The sequence below is a fragment of the Klebsiella sp. ME-303 genome (assembly GCF_007910085.1).
Taxonomy (GTDB): domain Bacteria; phylum Pseudomonadota; class Gammaproteobacteria; order Enterobacterales; family Enterobacteriaceae; genus Klebsiella; species Klebsiella michiganensis.
In genome coordinates, this window is record NZ_VOJB01000096.1 from 22,129 (window position 1) to 39,276 (window position 17,148).

At 58.3% G+C, this 17,148-nt stretch carries 14 protein-coding genes; 5 read left to right on the forward strand and 9 right to left on the reverse strand.

Annotated elements, in window-relative coordinates; translation table 11 throughout:
* Nucleotide 1: 1 nt before the first annotated feature.
* The 6 genes from FQK12_RS23350 to syd form a co-directional block, all read right to left on the reverse strand.
* The gene (locus FQK12_RS23350) at nucleotides 2-1,342 is read right to left on the reverse strand and encodes an enolase C-terminal domain-like protein (RefSeq protein WP_014226601.1); all 1,341 of its coding nucleotides are present in this window, start codon (nucleotides 1,340-1,342) and stop codon (nucleotides 2-4) included.
* On the reverse strand, nucleotides 1,339-2,697 hold the full coding sequence (gene gudP / locus FQK12_RS23355; RefSeq protein ID WP_004124361.1) for a galactarate/glucarate/glycerate transporter GudP: 1,359 nt from the start codon (nucleotides 2,695-2,697) through the stop codon (nucleotides 1,339-1,341). Before gudP ends, FQK12_RS23350 begins: the two co-directional genes overlap by 4 nt.
* Before the next feature lie 484 nt (nucleotides 2,698-3,181).
* On the reverse strand, nucleotides 3,182-3,625 hold the full coding sequence (locus FQK12_RS23365) for a flavodoxin (RefSeq protein ID WP_014226602.1): 444 nt from the start codon (nucleotides 3,623-3,625) through the stop codon (nucleotides 3,182-3,184).
* 2 nt (nucleotides 3,626-3,627) lie between these two features.
* Nucleotides 3,628-4,422: a tRNA pseudouridine(65) synthase TruC gene (truC, locus tag FQK12_RS23370; RefSeq protein ID WP_014226603.1), complete on the reverse strand. Its 795-nt coding sequence runs from the start codon at nucleotides 4,420-4,422 to the stop codon at nucleotides 3,628-3,630.
* Nucleotides 4,422-4,751, reverse strand: coding sequence for a YqcC family protein (locus FQK12_RS23375; RefSeq protein ID WP_014226604.1), 330 nt, complete (start codon nucleotides 4,749-4,751; stop codon nucleotides 4,422-4,424). The genes truC and FQK12_RS23375 overlap by 1 nt, the downstream gene beginning before the upstream one ends.
* Before the next feature lie 633 nt (nucleotides 4,752-5,384).
* Nucleotides 5,385-5,942 (reverse strand): SecY-interacting protein, encoded by a 558-nt coding sequence (syd, locus tag FQK12_RS23380; RefSeq protein WP_014226606.1) that lies wholly within the window; start codon nucleotides 5,940-5,942, stop codon nucleotides 5,385-5,387.
* Between the two features lie 69 nt (nucleotides 5,943-6,011).
* Here syd and queF point away from each other — a divergent pair, with 69 nt between their 5' ends.
* The 5 genes from queF (at nucleotide 6,012) to FQK12_RS23405 (ending at nucleotide 12,678) form a co-directional block, all read left to right on the forward strand.
* Nucleotides 6,012-6,857: an NADPH-dependent 7-cyano-7-deazaguanine reductase QueF gene (gene queF / locus FQK12_RS23385; RefSeq protein WP_004853651.1), complete on the forward strand. Its 846-nt coding sequence runs from the start codon at nucleotides 6,012-6,014 to the stop codon at nucleotides 6,855-6,857.
* A gap of 111 nt (nucleotides 6,858-6,968) precedes the next feature.
* On the forward strand, nucleotides 6,969-8,336 hold the full coding sequence (gene ppnN, locus FQK12_RS23390; protein ID WP_004853652.1) for a nucleotide 5'-monophosphate nucleosidase PpnN: 1,368 nt from the start codon (nucleotides 6,969-6,971) through the stop codon (nucleotides 8,334-8,336).
* Nucleotides 8,337-8,880: 544 nt separating this feature from the next.
* Nucleotides 8,881-10,170: an HAAAP family serine/threonine permease gene (locus FQK12_RS23395; protein WP_004124376.1), complete on the forward strand. Its 1,290-nt coding sequence runs from the start codon at nucleotides 8,881-8,883 to the stop codon at nucleotides 10,168-10,170.
* 50 nt (nucleotides 10,171-10,220) lie between these two features.
* Nucleotides 10,221-11,588 carry an L-serine ammonia-lyase gene (locus tag FQK12_RS23400; protein WP_014226607.1) on the forward strand — a complete coding sequence of 456 codons (1,368 nt, stop codon included), beginning with the start codon at nucleotides 10,221-10,223 and terminating at the stop codon, nucleotides 11,586-11,588.
* Nucleotides 11,589-11,736: 148 nt separating this feature from the next.
* Nucleotides 11,737-12,678 carry an aliphatic sulfonate ABC transporter substrate-binding protein gene (locus tag FQK12_RS23405; protein ID WP_014226608.1) on the forward strand — a complete coding sequence of 314 codons (942 nt, stop codon included), beginning with the start codon at nucleotides 11,737-11,739 and terminating at the stop codon, nucleotides 12,676-12,678.
* A gap of 165 nt (nucleotides 12,679-12,843) precedes the next feature.
* Here the strand turns inward: FQK12_RS23405 and FQK12_RS23410 are convergent, their stop codons facing one another.
* The 3 genes from FQK12_RS23410 to ssuD form a co-directional block, all read right to left on the reverse strand.
* On the reverse strand, nucleotides 12,844-14,250 hold the full coding sequence (locus FQK12_RS23410) for an LLM class flavin-dependent oxidoreductase (RefSeq protein WP_014226609.1): 1,407 nt from the start codon (nucleotides 14,248-14,250) through the stop codon (nucleotides 12,844-12,846).
* A gap of 73 nt (nucleotides 14,251-14,323) precedes the next feature.
* On the reverse strand, nucleotides 14,324-15,721 hold the full coding sequence (locus tag FQK12_RS23415) for an FAD/NAD(P)-binding protein (protein ID WP_014226610.1): 1,398 nt from the start codon (nucleotides 15,719-15,721) through the stop codon (nucleotides 14,324-14,326).
* A 41-nt stretch (nucleotides 15,722-15,762) separates the two neighbouring features.
* On the reverse strand, nucleotides 15,763-16,935 hold the full coding sequence (gene ssuD / locus FQK12_RS23420; RefSeq protein ID WP_014226611.1) for an FMNH2-dependent alkanesulfonate monooxygenase: 1,173 nt from the start codon (nucleotides 16,933-16,935) through the stop codon (nucleotides 15,763-15,765).
* Between the last annotated feature and the right edge of the window lie 213 nt (nucleotides 16,936-17,148).

Genomic DNA, 17,148 nt, shown 5'->3' on the forward strand with positions numbered 1-17,148 from the left:
ATCAGTGACGGCCGAAAACGGGGCGTTTACGGTCAAAAGTCCATCCGGGGATCAGGTACTGCATTGGGCCTGCGTCATTACGCGCGCCGCCGGGCAGCTTTTTATACGCCTCATGCGCTTTCTGTACCTGCTCCCAGTCCAGCTCAACGCCAAGTCCTGGCGCGTCCGGAACAGCAATTTTTCCGTGCTTAATCTCCAGCGGATTTTTGGTCAGACGGCAATCTCCCTCCTGCCAAATCCAGTGGGTATCGATGGCCGTGGGGTTACCCGGCGCCGCCGCGCCGACGTGGGTGAACATGGCCAGTGAAATATCAAAGTGGTTATTGGAATGGCAGCCCCAGGTCAGGCCCCAGTCATCGCACAGCTGCGCCACGCGCACCGCGCCGGACAGGGTCCAGAAGTGCGGATCGGCCAGCGGAATATCCACGGCGTTCAGCATCACCGCATGGCCCATTTCGCGCCAGTTGGTGGCGATCATGTTAGTAGCCACCGGCAAACCGGTGGCGCGGCGGAATTCCGCCATCACTTCGCGGCCGGAAAAGCCCTGCTCGGCGCCGCAGGGGTCTTCGGCGTAGGTCAGCACATCGTTCAGCCCTTTGCACAGGGCGATGGCTTCATCCAGCAGCCAGGCGCCGTTTGGGTCGACCGTAATGCGCGCATCCGGGAAACGCTTCTTCAGCGCGCGGGCGGTTTCGATCTCCTGCTCGCCGGGCAGCACGCCGCCCTTGAGTTTGAAATCTTTAAAGCCGTAGCGATCCTGCGCGGCTTCCGCCAGCCGCACCACCGCCTCGCTGTTCAGCGCTTCCTGATGACGCAGGCGATACCACGCGTGGCTGCCCGGCGTGCTTTCCAGATAGGGCAGATCGGTCTTCGTACGATCGCCCACGTAGAACAGGTAGCCCAGCACGGTCACCGCATCGCGCTGCTTGCCCGGCCCCAGCAGTTCGCAAACCGGCACGTTGAGCGCCTTGCCCAACAGATCCAGCAGCGCAGCCTCCAGCGCCGCCACCGCGTTCACCCGCAGTTCGAACGTCCAGGCGCCTTTACCAAAGGTGTCGAAATCCGCGGCCTGGTTGCCTTTATGCACCTGCTGAACCACTTTATTCAGGCGGGCGATTTCCTGCCCCAAAACCATCGGGATCGCCTCCACCAGCGTCTGATAAATCACCTCGCCGCCGGGCGCTTCGCCGACGCCGGTATTGCCGGCGCTGTCGGTCAGCACCACGATATTACGGGTAAAGTACGCGTTATGGGCACCGCCGATATTGAGCAGCATACTGTCCTGCCCGGCCACCGGGATAACCTTCATGTCCGTGATAACGGGGCTCGATTGCGTTGTCATGATGATTGTCCTGCCACAGGTTTCAGTTCAATACGCTTAATATCGCCGACCAGAACCAGATAGCTCAGCACCGCCACCAGCGCATGGACGCCCACATAAATCAGCGCGCCGTTAAACGAACCGGTGGTGCCAACGATGTAGCCAATCGCAATCGGCGTCACGATGCCGGAGATATTGCCGAACATGTTGAACAGACCGCCGCTCAGCCCGCTGATCTCTTTCGGTGCCGTATCCGCCATGACCGCCCAGCCCAGCGCGCCGATGCCTTTACCGAAGAAGGCCAGCGCCATAAAGCCGATGATCATCCACTCCACGTTGACGTAGTTACAGAACACCATCACCATCGACAGCAGCATCCCCATCACGATCGGCGTTTTACGCGCGATGTTCAGCGAGCCGGTACGACGCATCAGCCAGTCGGAAATAATCCCGCCGAGCACGCCGCCCGCGAAGCCGCAGATAGCCGGCACCGAAGCGACAAAACCGGCTTTCAGAATGGACATGCCGCGCGCCTGCACCAGATAAACCGGGAACCAGGTGATAAAGAAATAGGTTAAAGCGTTAATGCAGTACTGTCCGATATAGACGCCAATCATCATGCGGGAGCCCAGCAGCTGCTTAATTTGCCCCCATTTTACGCTAAACGGCACCTTGGCTTTGGCCGCCGCCTGATCCATGTTGATCAGCGCGCCGCCTGCGGCGATGTAATCCAGCTCTTTTTGGTTCACGCCCGGATGCTGGTTGGGTTCATGAATGACCTTCAGCCAGACAAAGCTGATGATAATCCCGAGTCCGCCCATAAAGAAGAACACGTGCGACCAGCCCACCTCATGGGTCAGCCAACCCATGATTGGCGCAAAAATAACGGTGGCAAAGTATTGCGCGGAGTTAAAGATAGCCACCGCGGTGCCCCTCTCCTGCGCCGGGAACCACGCCGCGACGATACGGCTGTTTCCGGGGAAAGATGGCGCTTCGGCCAGGCCGACAAGGAAACGCAGGGTAAACAGCGCGACGATAATGCCGAAGCCGCTGAAGATATCGACGAAGCCCTGCAGCAGGGTAAACATGGACCAGATAAAAATGGACCAGAAGTAGACGCGTTTTGAACCGAAACGGTCAAGCAGCCAACCGCCCGGGATTTGGCCGATCACATAGGCCCATGAAAACGCGGAGAAAACATACCCCATGCCAACGGCGTCAAGACCAATATCTTTGGCCATCTCCGATCCGGCAATGGATAAGGTGGCGCGGTCGCCGTAGTTGAAGGATGTGACGATAAACAGCATCACCACTATCCAGTAGCGAGCATTGGTGCGCTTTTCAGCGCCGCTCGCCGCCTGACTTAATGAACTCATTGTTGCACTCCTGAATCATAGCGTTAGCTACGTTCATTCTGAACAGCACAACCTGTAGGGTACTCAGAATGACGTGTTAGTGTTTTTCATTGTTTTCGTTATATCTGGCACTGCATTGGGAACTGGCAGGGAAAGTATAAAAAGAGGGGCTGGCGGGCTCACCGTGCAAATACACAGCTTTCACCGGCTGAGTAAATGTGATTTATGGCGTATGCCTAATGAGATGGGGGATGGTTCACGGAAATGAAAAACCGCGCGCGTTCAGAGGCGGAAACGGCGGTGCAAAAGGCAGGAGTGTGAATCAACTCTCTTGACCCCGTGAAATAGCCCGGTAAAGGCCCTGGCATTACACAGGTTTTAAGGCAAATGCCCGAAGCCAGCCACGTGGAGAATTGGTACGATCTTTTTGACCGTTAATCTGGCTCTGGCATTGAACATCAGTAAAAAAGGAGCGCCCTCTAGTGTAGGGAGAGGGCGAAACTTTTTAATCGAGCAGCGACGCCCACTGCGTGACCCACGGGTTAGAGACGCTTTCGGGTTCCGGATCTTCGCTGGCGTCAATCATCAGCATCTCGCCAACGCGCGTGCCGCCCTGTTCTTGCAATAACGCATCAAACTTTAGGCCGCCGCCGCAGAAGTTAGCGTAGGTGCTATCGCCCAGGGCGATAATCCCATAGCGTAAATGCGGCTGATACATATCTTTGATGCCTTCGTACAAGGGCACGATACTGTCCGGTAAATCGCCCTGTCCGGTGGTCGATGTCACCACCAGCACATATCTACCGCTATACGACTCCCAGTCTTTGACCTCGGGATCCTCAAAGACTTTCGCCTGATGCCCCAGCCCGCTCAAAATAGCCTGCGCCTCTTCGGCGACCAGGAGCGAATTTCCATACATCGTGCCGACAAAAATTCCGACTTCTGCCATGACTATCTCCCTGAATTGACCTGTATCTCTTCATCCTGACCGCAGTCGTCGGCAAACTCAACCCTTTCATTTAGCGGGAGAAGGCCGCGCCAGCCAAACTGCGACAGCGCGCGCATCCAGACGTCGTCAAGACCGGCGCGAATAACCAACGGTTCGCCGGTAAAGGGATGCGTTAACGAGAGCTGGCTGGCGTGCAGCATCAGCCGATCGCAGCCAAAGTGCGCCGCCGCGCTGCGATTCTGCCGCAAATCGCCGTGTTTGCTATCGCCGATAATCGGATGGCGAAGATGGGCAAGATGGCGACGTAGCTGGTGTTTACGTCCGGTTTTCGGTTCCAGCTCCACCAGGCTATAGCGGGTCGTGGGGTAACGGCCGGTCGCCACCGGCATCTCTACCGTCGCCAGGCCGCGATAATGCGTCACCGCCGGCTGCGGGTCTTTATTTTCGCGGGCAAACTTATCGGCGATTTTATCCAGTTCCTCAACCAGCGGGTAATCAAGCACCGCTTCGTCGTTCAGCCAGCCGCGAGCGATCGCATGATAGCGTTTCTGCATTTGATGCTGCTCGAACTGCTGCGACAGCAATCTTCCCGCTTCGCTCGACAGCCCCATCAGCAGCACGCCGGACGTCGGCCTGTCGAGGCGATGGGCGGTGAACACGTGCTGGCCTATCTGGTCGCGCACGGTCTGCATCACCACCACTTTTTCATCACGATCCAGCCAGCTGCGGTGCACCAGCCAGCCCGATGGCTTGTTCACCGCGACCAGCCACTGGTCCTGATATAAAATCTCCAGCATCAGGCTTCGCCGCCGGCAAACAGCGCATCCAGCAGGACCAGTTCGGCCAGCACCCGCTCGCGCACGGGGTGAGCATTATCCAGAGCCATCTCATAATAGGGCGCAACGGCGAAGTTCTGCGGCAGCGGCGTTCCGCTTTCCAGAAGCTGGTGCATACGCGGAATCAATACCCACTGCAGCCATTCAAGCGGCTCCATGGTGTCGAGGCAAAACGGCTGTTCGCTGGCAAACGCGCGGCTATCGGGAGCACTATCCTGCCAGTGTTCCGTTTCGCGCAGCAGCGCTTCAATGGCGAGCAGGCGCTCGCGCACGCGATGGTCAAGAGTCATGGGAAACCTCGGTGAGTTAAAAACCGGCGCAGAATAGCAAATTCAGACGAGAAATAAAAAAAGGGAGCACTGTATAAAACAGTGCTCCCGGTTCGTTTTGCAGCAATCCAGCTACATTGGTGCTCCCTGCTCGTCCTTGAAAACTTTTCCTGAGGTCTCCTGACCATGTTCATCCATAAACAGTTGCATCCTGCTTTCACACCACCCCGATGCGAAATAACTCATCCTTAAGTCTGTCCTGATCTTCCTGATCCACCGAACGTCCCGCTCGGCTCTCGTTCTCCTTCCTGGAGGTGTCCTTTTACGCAATCCTGCGTTATCCTGTGCTTCATCCTGAAGCCTGTCCTTGCAACGCCATCCTGGCGGGTCCTGCAGAAGCGTCATCATCCTGATGTTCACTTCGTTTATCAACTCCCTGTCGATGTGTATAGAATCCCTGATTCCGCCCTGTCTTACAACCCTTGTTAAGACAATATCTTAAGATTAATCGTCAGTATCCTTAATGAGAAAATCATTAATCACTTGAAAAATATTATATTTCTTAAAATACGCCCCCTGAAGGATCGGCTTAAATGATGACGATCTCTTACAGGTCTTGTAAGAGATCTCTCACAAAAGTTTGGGTAGTGTGGATTACAGAACTGGCTTAAGGGAATTAAGGAAACTCGCAAGCGAGGGAGAAAGGGTCGTCCGTTTTCGGGTGCCGAGGGTCTCTTTGATCACTTCACCGCTCATATTACAGACCGAAATGACCTCCAGTTCGCTGTCCAGCGTGGCGATAAACAGCGTGGGCGACAGCTTCAAACGCTTTTGCACCAGCAGATGACCAATCAGATTCTCCTGCACCCGCTGGAAATCATCCGGGCTCCAGGTTTGCAGCAGCGTCATGGTTTCATCGGCTGTTTCATCGGCAAAACGCGCCTGCATATCGCCGGCAAACTGAGTGGTATAATAAGCATGAAGCGGTTGTTGTACCACAATCTCCAGCGCCCGTTCAACCGCGTCAATATTTTGTGCTAATGAAAACGGCTGCGGCTGCCAGAAAACGCCGTCATCATCCGTGCCATTGACGCACGGCGACGGGATACCGTAAAGCTCTTCGCTGCGCGGCAGGCTGGAGCGCTGCTGCTGCCACGCCTCACAATAACGTTGGGTAAATGCTTGTAGCGCTTCTGCGGTTTGCTGGTCCACCGGTTTCTCTCTTCACGTTAGACAGGATACACTTGGCATATAGTGTAACCGCTTTAACTATGGTGAAACATGTCTTCTTACGATAATCATCAGGCGCTGGCCGGCCTGACGCTCGGAAAATCAACCGATTACCGCGATACCTACGACGCCAGCCTGCTTCAGGGCGTCCCGCGCAGCCTGAACCGCGACCCGCTGGATCTGCACGCCGATAACCTGCCGTTTCACGGTGCCGATATCTGGACGCTGTATGAGCTCTCCTGGCTGAACGCCAAAGGCCTGCCGCAGGTCGCCGTGGGCCACGTGGAGCTCAGCGATACCACCGTAAACCTGGTGGAATCAAAAAGCTTTAAGCTCTATCTCAACAGCTTCAACCAGACGCGCTTTGCCGACTGGCAGGCGGTCGAGGCGACGCTGGCGCGCGATCTCAGCGCCTGTGCGCAAGGAGAAGTGAAGGTAGCGCTGTATCGCCTCGATGAGCTCGAAGGCCAGCCGGTCGCTCATCTGCACGGCACCTGCATCGACGACCAGGATATTGAAATCGATAATTACCAGTTCAGCGCCGATTACCTGCAGGACGCCGCGGCCGGCAAAGTGGTCGAAGAGACCCTGGTCAGCCATCTGCTGAAGTCCAACTGCCTGATTACCCACCAGCCAGACTGGGGGTCGGTGCAAATCCAGTATCGCGGGGCGAAAATCGATCGCGAAAAGCTGCTGCGCTATCTGGTGTCATTCCGCCACCACAACGAGTTCCACGAGCAGTGCGTAGAGCGCATCTTCAATGACATTCAGCGTTTCTGCCAGCCGGAAGCCCTTTCCGTTTATGCGCGCTACACGCGACGAGGCGGTCTTGATATCAACCCATGGCGCAGCAATACCGATTTTGTGCCGGCCACCGGTCGCCTCGCCCGTCAATAGTAAACATTTTCACAATTTGCGCGCGTTAACCCGCGCGCAAGGTTGTGAAAACGCCATCAGCAGGGCTATTGTAATCACAGGAAGACGATAATCGTCCTGTAAGGAGTTCACTTGATTACACATGTTAGCCCGCTTGGTTCAATGGATATGCTGTCGCAGCTGGAAGTGGATATGCTTAAACGCACCGCCAGCAGTGACCTGTATCAACTCTTTCGCAACTGCTCACTTGCTGTGCTCAACTCGGGGAGCCTGACCGATAACAGCAAGGAGCTTCTGTCTCGTTTTGAAAACTTCGATATTAACGTGCTGCGTCGCGAACGCGGCGTGAAGCTGGAACTGATCAACCCGCCGGAAGACGCTTTCGTTGACGGGCGTATTATCCGTTCCCTGCAGGCCAACCTGTTTGCCGTACTGCGCGATATCCTGTTCGTCTACGGCCAGATCCACAATACCGTTCGCTTCCCGAATCTCGATCTTGAAAGCTCGGTACATATCACCAACCTGGTATTCTCCATTTTGCGTAACGCCCGCGCCCTGCACGTCGGCGAAGCGCCAAACATGATTGTCTGCTGGGGCGGCCACTCGATTAACGAAAACGAATATCTGTACGCCCGCCGCGTCGGCACCCAGCTGGGCCTGCGCGAACTGAATATCTGTACCGGCTGTGGACCGGGCGCGATGGAAGCACCGATGAAAGGCGCCGCCGTCGGCCACGCGCAGCAGCGTTACAGAGACAGCCGCTTTATCGGTATGACCGAGCCGTCGATTATCGCCGCCGAGCCGCCGAACCCGCTGGTGAACGAACTGATCATCATGCCGGATATCGAAAAACGCCTGGAGGCATTCGTGCGCATCGCCCACGGCATCATCATCTTCCCGGGCGGCGTGGGCACGGCGGAAGAGCTGCTCTATCTGCTGGGCATTTTGATGCACCCTTCGAACAAGTCGCAGGTTCTGCCGCTGATTCTCACCGGGCCAAAAGAGAGCGCCGATTATTTCCGCGTGCTGGATGAGTTTATCGTCCATACGCTGGGTGAAGCCGCCCGTCGTCACTATCGCATTATCGTTGACGACGCCGCGGAAGTGGCCCGGCAGATGAAAAAAGCGATGCCGATGGTGAAAGAGAATCGCCGCGAGACCGGCGACGCCTACAGCTTCAACTGGTCGATGCGCATTGCGCCGGACCTGCAGATGCCATTCGATCCGACCCATGAGAATATGGCCAATCTTAAGCTCTATCCGGACCAGCCGGTGGAAGTGCTGGCAGCGGATCTCCGCCGCGCCTTCTCCGGTATCGTCGCCGGTAACGTTAAAGAGGTGGGTATCCAGGCTATCGAGAAATTCGGCCCGTATAAGATTCACGGCGACCCGGCAATGATGCGCCGCATGGACGATCTGCTGCAGGGCTTTGTGGCGCAGCATCGTATGAAGCTGCCGGGCGGCACCGCTTACATCCCCTGCTACGAAATCTGTTCCTGAGTTCTCTTCTGCTCTTCTCCCGGGCGGCGGCTTACGCCCCCGGGCTATTTCTCCCCGCCCGGGCCGCACTCTTTCTCCGCTTTTTCGCTTCTCCATTCGCCCGTATGCTTTCCAGATAAATCATTCCTTTTATGAATTTTTAGCATCGCCTTTACAAAAGCCAATCGTTTGCGTTTCCAAAAACTGCAATAAATATCACCAGGAAAAACGCCTTTTAACGTAAAAACGTCGAGAACTTCGCATTTTTACAGTAAAAACCTCGTTATTACGTCGCGCCACTATTCTCTCATATGCTGAAAATGATAGCCTCCGCGCCACAAATCTCTGGCTGATCACCAGAAACAGGCTGTTGGACTAAAATTGCTTACATTTAAAGTGGATTATTGCATTTGAGATCGCGATCACTGATGCATTCACCATATAAATGTATCTTCCCGCACCAATTGTTACGGAGAAAATGCCTAAAAAACCGTAAACAAACGAATTTCATATTATTTGGTCTTTTTTATTCAATAGATTTTGTTGCTTCCTCCAGGAGATACAGATGGAAACCACTCAAACCAGCACCATCGTTTCGGATGCTACCCGTAGCGGTTGGCGTAAGACGGACACCATGTGGATGCTGGGCCTGTACGGCACGGCTATCGGCGCGGGCGTCCTGTTTCTGCCGATCAACGCCGGCGTCGGCGGCATGATCCCGCTGATCATCATGGCGATTCTGGCCTTCCCGATGACCTTCTTCGCCCACCGCGGGATGACCCGTTTCGTGCTGTCCGGTAAGAATCCGGGCGAAGACATCACTGAAGTGGTCGAAGAGCATTTCGGCGTTGGCGCAGGTAAGCTGATTACCCTGCTCTACTTCTTCGCCATCTACCCGATTCTGCTGGTCTACAGCGTGGCGATCACCAACACCGTGGAAAGCTTTATGCTGCACCAGCTGCACATAACGCCGCCGCCTCGCGCCATTCTTTCCCTGATTCTGATTGTCGGCATGATGACCATCGTGCGCTTCGGCGAGCAGATGATTGTGAAAGCGATGAGCGTGCTGGTGTTCCCGTTCGTGGTCGCGCTGATGATTCTGGCCTTTTATCTGATCCCGCAGTGGAACGGCGCGGCGCTGGAAACCCTCTCCCTGAGCAGCGCGACCGCGACCGGCAACGGCCTGTGGATGACCCTGTGGCTGGCGATTCCGGTAATGGTGTTTTCTTTTAACCACTCGCCGATCATCTCCTCCTTCGCCGTCGCGAAACGCGAAGAGTACGGCCAGGGCGCAGAGAAAAAATGCTCCAGCATTCTGGCCCGCGCGCACATCATGATGGTGCTGACCGTCATGTTCTTCGTCTTCAGCTGCGTACTGAGCCTCTCCCCGGCGGATCTGGCGGCGGCGAAAGATCAGAACATCTCGATTCTGTCTTACCTGGCGAACCACTTTAACGCGCCGATCATCGCCTGGATGGCGCCGATCATTGCGATGATCGCCATCACTAAATCCTTCCTTGGCCACTACCTGGGCGCTCGCGAAGGCTTTAACGGCATGGTGATTAAATCCCTGCGCGGTAAAGGCAAGTCCATCGAAATCAATAAACTGAACAAAATCACCGCCCTGTTCATGCTGGTCACCACCTGGATTGTGGCGACGCTGAACCCCAGCATCCTCGGGATGATCGAAACCCTGGGCGGCCCGATTATCGCGATGATTCTGTTCCTGATGCCGATGTACGCGATTCAGAAAGTCCCGGCGATGCGTAAATACAGCGGCCACGTCAGCAACGTTTTCGTGGTGATTATGGGCCTGATTGCTATCTCCGCGATTTTCTACTCTCTGTTTAGTTAATATCCCCCGCGCCGCCTGACGGCGGCGCTCCCGACAGCACTGGATGCATCATGATCAGCGTATTCGATATTTTTAAAATCGGCATTGGCCCTTCCAGCTCCCACACCGTTGGACCGATGAAAGCGGGCAAACAATTCACGGACGATCTTATTGAGCGCGGGCTGCTTTCCGAGGTAACCAAAGTCGTCGTCGATGTCTACGGCTCCCTTTCCCTGACGGGAAAAGGCCACCATACCGATATCGCGATTATTATGGGCCTGGCGGGCAACCTGCCGGATACCGTCGACATCGACGCGATTCCCGGCTTTATCCAGGACGTCAACACCCATGGCCGCCTGATGCTGGCAAATGGCCAGCAGGAAGTGGCGTTCCCGGTCGATCGGTGCATGAATTTCCACGCCGACAACCTGTCGCGGCATGAAAACGGCATGCGTATTACCGCCCTCGGCGGCGAGAAGGTTCTCTACAGCCAGACGTATTACTCCATCGGCGGCGGGTTTATCGTCGATGAAGACCATTTCGGCGTGACCCGCGAGGCGCCGGTCGCCGTACCTTATCCGTATAAAAACGCCGCCGATCTGCAGCGCCACTGCCGCGAAAGCGGGCTATCGCTCTCCGGTCTGATGATGCAAAACGAGCTGGCGCTGCACAGTAAAGAAGCGCTGGAGCAGCATTTTGCCGCGGTCTGGGAAGTGATGAGCAGCGGAATTGAGCGCGGCATCACCACCGAGGGGGTTCTGCCGGGCAAGCTGCGGGTGCCGCGTCGCGCCGCCGCGCTGCGCCGGATGCTGGTAAGCCAGGACAACACCAACAGCGACCCGATGGCGGTCGTTGACTGGATTAACATGTTCGCCCTGGCGGTTAACGAAGAGAACGCCGCCGGCGGACGCGTCGTGACCGCGCCGACCAACGGCGCCTGCGGTATCGTACCTGCGGTGCTGGCCTACTACGACAAGTTCATCCGCAAAGTGAACGCCAACTCGCTGGCGCGCTACATGCTGGTCACCAGCGCCATTGGCTCGCTCTATAAGATGAACGCCTCGATTTCCGGCGCCGAAGTGGGCTGCCAGGGTGAAGTCGGCGTAGCCTGTTCAATGGCGGCGGCCGGTCTGGCTGAACTGCTTGGCGGCAGTCCGGGTCAGGTATGCATCGCGGCGGAAATTGGTATGGAGCACAACCTCGGTCTCACCTGCGATCCGGTTGCCGGCCAGGTGCAGGTGCCGTGCATCGAGCGTAACGCTATCGCAGCGGTCAAGGCGGTCAACGCCGCGCGTATGGCCCTGCGCCGCACCAGCGAGCCGCGGGTGTGCCTCGATAAAGTCATCGAGACCATGTACGAAACGGGCAAAGATATGAACGCCAAATATCGTGAAACCTCGCGCGGCGGCCTGGCAATGAAGATTGTCGCCTGCGATTAACGCCCCCCTCCCGGTATGCTGCGGCATGCCGGGCTTCTTTTCCCTGCCCTCCTCCTTCATTTATGTTATATAAATGATAATTTAGTTATTTATTAGTTATAAAGACGATTTGTTACCTTACGGAAACACCGCTCAAGGAGAACAAATCATGCTCAGATTATCCCGCCCAGCGCTGCTGCTACTGCTGGCAGGCTTATCCGCTTCCGCGCTGGCGAAAGCGCCGGAGACCGTGAATATCGGTTATCAGAAAGCTAATATCTTCGCGCTGCTTAAATATCGCGGCACCCTCGATGAAAGCTTCAAAAAGCAGGGTATCGCCGTCCGCTGGATTGAATTTCCCGCCGGGCCGCAGATGCTGGAAGGGCTGAACGTCGGCAGCATCGACCTCGCCGCCACCGGCGATGCGCCGCCGGCCTTTGCTCAGGCGGCGCAGGCGGATCTGGTCTATTTAGCCCACTCCCCGGCGAACCCAAAAACCGAGGCCATCGTGGTGGCGGAAAACTCGGCAATTAAGAGCGTGGCCGATCTTAAGGGCAAGCGCGTGGGGCTCAATAAAGGCTCCGACGTAAACTACCTGCTGGTGACCGCGCTGGAGAAAGCCGGGCTGAGCTATAAAGATATCACGCCGGTCTATCTGCCGCCTGCTGACGCCCGCGCCGCCTTCCAGCGCGGCGCTATTGACGCCTGGGTTATCTGGGATCCGTTCCTCGCCGAAGTGGAAACGAACGCCAAAGCGCGACAGATTGGCAATGCCGAAGGGCTGGTGCCGCACTACACCTTCTACCTGGCCAGCCGCAAATTTGCCGACACCTATCCGGATACCGCAAAGCAGGTGGTGGATGAGCTGGGTAAACTGAGCGAATGGGCCAACAGTCATCAGGACGATGCCGCCGGGATCCTCTCCACCTCAACCGGGCTGGATAAGGCTATCTGGCTGAAGACGCTGGCGCGTCTGCCTTATGGTGCCGAGCGTATGACGCCTGCGGTCTATAACGAACAGCAGGCGCTGGCGGATACCTTCACCCGTATCGGCCTGCTGCCGGTGAAAGTCGATGTTCGCAGCGCGACCTGGTCGCTGGATAAGCAGTAAGTCTTCCCTTCCCGGGTCGCGGCGCAGGCGCCTTACCCGGGCTACCGGCCCGCAGACGGCGGTGGATCCGTAGCCCGGACAGGCGCGTCAAGCGCCGCCTCCGGGAAAAACCTCCCGCCCCACAGTTCAGCCCCTCACCCTTCGGGGAGAGAGGGACCGGCAAAATTAACTCACCTTCTCTTCACTTCCGACCGCGACCTGCGCGCCGTAGCGATAGCCTGCGCCCGGATGCGGCGCAGCCAGCCGCGGGCCGGCGCCAAACAGCTTCTCGCGCAGGGTTCCCTCGCGATACTCCTGCTTAAACACGCCGCGCTTTTGCAGCTCAGGGACCAGCAAATCCACCACGTCGCGGAAGGTTTCGTGGGTCACCGCATAGGCGAGGTTAAACCCATCGACGTCGGTCTCTTCGACCCAGGACTGCAGCTCATCGGCGACCGTCTGCGGGCTGCCGACCACCAGCGGCCCGAAGCCGCCGATCCCCGCCCAGTCCGCCAGCTTCTGCACGGTCCACTGGCTGTTCGGATCGGCGGTGGAAAACGCCTCTACCATCGACTGAATCGCGTTGGTATGCAGATACTCCAGCACCTGATCCGGCTGATACTGACCAAGGTCGATGCCGGTCCAGCCGGAGAGCAGAGCCAGCGCCCCTTCGTAGCTGACGTACGGTTTATACTCCTGCCATTTAGCCTGGGCTTCACGGTCGGTTTCGCCGACGATGACCGTCTGCATATTGAAGATCAGGATGCTGCGCGGATCGCGCCCGGCCTCCTCGGCGCGACGGCGAATATCCGCCACCGTCTTTTTCAGCAGCACTTTCGACGGCGCGCCGACAAATACGCACTCCGCGTGGCCGGCGGCGAACTGCTTGCCGCGGCTGGAGGCGCCCGCCTGATAGAGTACCGGCGTACGCTGCGGCGACGGCTCGCAGAGGTGGATCCCCGGCACCGAGAAGAAGTTCCCCTGATGGTTAATCGGGTGAATTTTTCGCGGATCGCTGAAGATCTTACGTTCCCTGTCGCGCAGCACCGCGCCATCCTCCCAGCTCCCCTCCAGCAGCTTATAGACCACCTCCAGATATTCATCGGCGTAGTCGTAGCGGGCGTCGTGGTCGGTCTGCGCTTTCTGGCCAATATTACGCGCCCCGCTCTCAAGGTAGGAGGTCACGATATTCCAGCCCACTCGACCCTTGGTCAGATGGTCGAGGGTTGAAAGACGGCGGGCGAACGGATAGGGATGCTCAAAAGAGAGCGAAGCGGTCAGGCCGAATCCCAGATGCTCCGTCACCAGCGCCATCGGCGTAATCAGCGCCAGCGGATCGTTGACCGGCACCTGCGCCGCCTGGCGGATCGCCGCATCGCCGTTACCGTTCAGTACGTCATAGACGCCCAGCACATCGGCGATAAATAGCCCGTCAAACTTGCCCCGCTCCAGCAGACGCGCCAGGTCGACCCAATACTCGAGGTCTTTATACTGCCAGGAGCGGTCGCGCGGATGGGCCCACAGCCCCGGCGACTGATGGCCGACGCAGTTCATATCAAAAGCGTTCAGACGAATTTCACGTTGTGATGACATAGCACTCTCCACGGCGCGCCCCGCTGTCGGGACGCGCGCATAATCATTAAAGGAATCAGGGGATAAAAGGCGTTCAGAACGCCGGACATCGGGCGGATTGTTTGACGCCCAGGGTCCGCAGCGCTTCGTCGGCCACGGCGGCGGCATGGTCGGCCACCTGCGGCAGCCCCATTAATTCTCCGAAATACGCCCGCGCGGCGGGTCCGGAAACCAGCAGATTGGGCGTAATCCGCCCTTCCCGGCCTATCGCCCGCGAGCGGGGATCGACGTCCAGGCCAAGGCCGAACGCATCGGCGCGAATCAGCCCACGCTGGCTCAGCTGACGCAGCAGCGGCTGGCTGTCGGTCAACCCGCCGTACGCCGGGCCGGTGGTTAAAATAAAGTGGTCAGCGCTCACCCGCAGCGTTTCACCGCGCCGGGGCGTCAGGGTTAGCGCCAGCTTTTGCGCGTCGCCTTCCAGCGCCGTCAGCCTGGCCGCCAGCACCCGCAGGCTGCCGTCGCGCTGGCGCTGCTCAAGGACCCCGGCGACCTGCGGAGCGATACGGTAGCGGTGAACGTCCCAGTAGCTGCGCAAATGACGCAGGAAGCGCTGGCGATCGGCCACCGTCAGCCCCTGCCAGATGCTCTGCCCCTGATTACGCACCGCGTCCAGCACCACCTGCCAGGCCTGTCCCTGCTCCGCCGCGCGCTCGATATCCAGACGGATTTGCCGCAGCCGCTGGCGCAGCGTTCCGCAATCGTATTCGCCAGGCCAGGGTTCACTACTGCCGCTGAGGTTGCTGCGGGACAGCAGCCCGCGGCGTGAAAATGCCGCGATCGGCCCCCGATGGCCCAGACGCGTCAGGGTCGCGACGGTGTCCGCCATCGTCAGGCAGGTGCCCATGACCGCGACGCTCGCTTCCGGGGCGATAGTTGCCAGCACGCCCGCTCGCCAGGGGTTAGCGATGAGCGCCGGATGCGTTACGAACGGCGTCGCCAGCGACGGCAGCGACGGCGGCGGATGGCTGATGGCCAGCACCAGCAGATCGGCCTGCAGCCGACGCCCGCCGTCGGTGACAACTTCACCATGATTAACGCTCAGCGCCTGCTCGCGCAGATGCGTCAGCCGCCCGCCGCTGGCGCGCGCCTCCTCGGCGAAACGCTGGGCGACATAGCGGCCAAACTGACCGCGCTGCGGATAGACCGCGCCGTCTGCCAGCAGGGCATGCGGGTCATCCGCAAAGGCGGGCTGGCTGCGGTACCAGCGATCGAACGCGCCCTCCTCTTCACCGGCGAGCTGCATCCGCGCGGCGGGAACATTAATCCGATGGCTCGGTTCGGTTGTGGAGTAGGCCACGCCCGCGCCGGGCACCTCGCGCGGCTCCAGCAGCGTGACCCGCACGCCAACCGGCGCCAGGCGCAGGAGATGAATCGCCACCGCCGCACCGCTAAATCCGCCGCCGACAATCACCACGTGCGGTTCAGTTTGCATAGCCCACCGCCTTCACAAATCGGTGTAACATACGCGCCTCCTCAGCTTGCGCTGACCTGTTTCACCGGACGCTTATCGCCGCCGATGGTTTCGCCAAACGGGCCGGTATTGACGCTACGCGCCTTCGGCTGATCGTGGCCTGCCAGCGGCAATAGCGGCATGACCAGGTCAGCGAAACGATGGGCTTCTTCCAGATGCGGGTAGCCGGAGAAGATAAAGTTGGTGATACCGAGCGCCTGATATTCACGAATGCGTTCTGCCACCTGCTGCGGATTGCCGACCAGCGCCGTCCCGGCCCCGCCGCGCACCAGTCCCACGCCCGCCCACAGGTTCGGCGCAATACGCAGATTGTCGCGCGATCCTTTATGCAGCGAACTCATTCGCGCCTGGCCTGTGGAGTCCATACGGGCAAAAATTTTCTGCGCCTGGGCGATAGTTTCGTCATCAAGGTGTGAAATCAGCCGATCGGCGGCGGCCCACGCCTCCTCTTCGGTTTCGCGAACAATCACATGCAGACGAATCCCGTACTGCAACGTGCGGCCCCGGGCGGCGGCGCGCTCGCGCACTATCGCCAGCTTTTCGGCCACCAGCGCCGGCGGCTCCCCCCAGGTCAGGTAGGTATCGATTTGATCGGCGGCGACGTCGATGGCTTCCTCAGAGGAGCCGCCAAAAAACAGCGGCGGGCCGTTTTCCTGTACCGGCGGAAACAGCACTTCCGCGCCTTCCACGTGGATATGCTCGCCGTGATAATCCACCTTTTCACCTTTCAGCAGGCGCGAGTAGACGTCGAGAAATTCGCGGGTGACCTGATAGCGTTCGCCGTGGCTGAGGAAAATACCGTCGCCTTTGTTCTCCACCGGATCGCCGCCGGTCACCACGTTAATCAGCAGCCGACCGCCCGACAGGCGGTCGAGCGTCGTCGCCATCCTCGCCGCCAGCGTCGGCGGCTGCAGGCCCGGACGAACGGCCACCAGATAGCGCAGGCGGCGGGTCAACGGCGCCAGCGCCGAGGCCACCAGCCAGGAGTCTTCGCAGCTTTTCCCCGTTGGGATCAGCACGCCGTAGTAGCCGAGGCTATCGGCCGCCAGCGCCACCTGCTGCAGGTAAGGCAAATCAACCGGGCGTCCGCCCTCCGAGGTGCCCAGGTAGCGGCCATCGCCGTGGGTGGGCAGAAACCAGAACACGTTGATTTTATCGTCGGTTTTTTGCGTCATTATCCATTTCCTATATAACCATATCCGATATTTATCGAAGAGTTGTTTTAATTTGGTTATATGAGTGTTAGCGATAATCGTGCCAATGGTGAATAAAAAATTAACAATATAAATTCAGTGAGTTACAAAAAACCGAACCTTACGCCGCTGTTGCAAATGCCGCAGCCAATGCGTCCGGACTGCGGCATTTGCAACAGACCGGCGAGTTAGCCC

Coding starts and splice junctions, on each gene's coding strand:
- truC (WP_014226603.1), bottom strand. CDS start 4,422: ATGCTGGAGATTTTATATCAGGACCAGTGGCTGGTCGCGGTGAACAAG.
- gudP (WP_004124361.1), bottom strand. CDS start 2,697: ATGAGTTCATTAAGTCAGGCGGCGAGCGGCGCTGAAAAGCGCACCAAT.
- FQK12_RS23400 (WP_014226607.1), top strand. CDS start 10,221: ATGATCAGCGTATTCGATATTTTTAAAATCGGCATTGGCCCTTCCAGC.
- queF (WP_004853651.1), top strand. CDS start 6,012: ATGTCTTCTTACGATAATCATCAGGCGCTGGCCGGCCTGACGCTCGGA.
- FQK12_RS23415 (WP_014226610.1), bottom strand. CDS start 15,721: ATGCAAACTGAACCGCACGTGGTGATTGTCGGCGGCGGATTTAGCGGT.
- FQK12_RS23395 (WP_004124376.1), top strand. CDS start 8,881: ATGGAAACCACTCAAACCAGCACCATCGTTTCGGATGCTACCCGTAGC.
- FQK12_RS23410 (WP_014226609.1), bottom strand. CDS start 14,250: ATGTCATCACAACGTGAAATTCGTCTGAACGCTTTTGATATGAACTGC.
- FQK12_RS23350 (WP_014226601.1), bottom strand. CDS start 1,342: ATGACAACGCAATCGAGCCCCGTTATCACGGACATGAAGGTTATCCCG.
- FQK12_RS23375 (WP_014226604.1), bottom strand. CDS start 4,751: ATGACTCTTGACCATCGCGTGCGCGAGCGCCTGCTCGCCATTGAAGCG.
- FQK12_RS23365 (WP_014226602.1), bottom strand. CDS start 3,625: ATGGCAGAAGTCGGAATTTTTGTCGGCACGATGTATGGAAATTCGCTC.
- FQK12_RS23405 (WP_014226608.1), top strand. CDS start 11,737: ATGCTCAGATTATCCCGCCCAGCGCTGCTGCTACTGCTGGCAGGCTTA.
- ssuD (WP_014226611.1), bottom strand. CDS start 16,935: ATGACGCAAAAAACCGACGATAAAATCAACGTGTTCTGGTTTCTGCCC.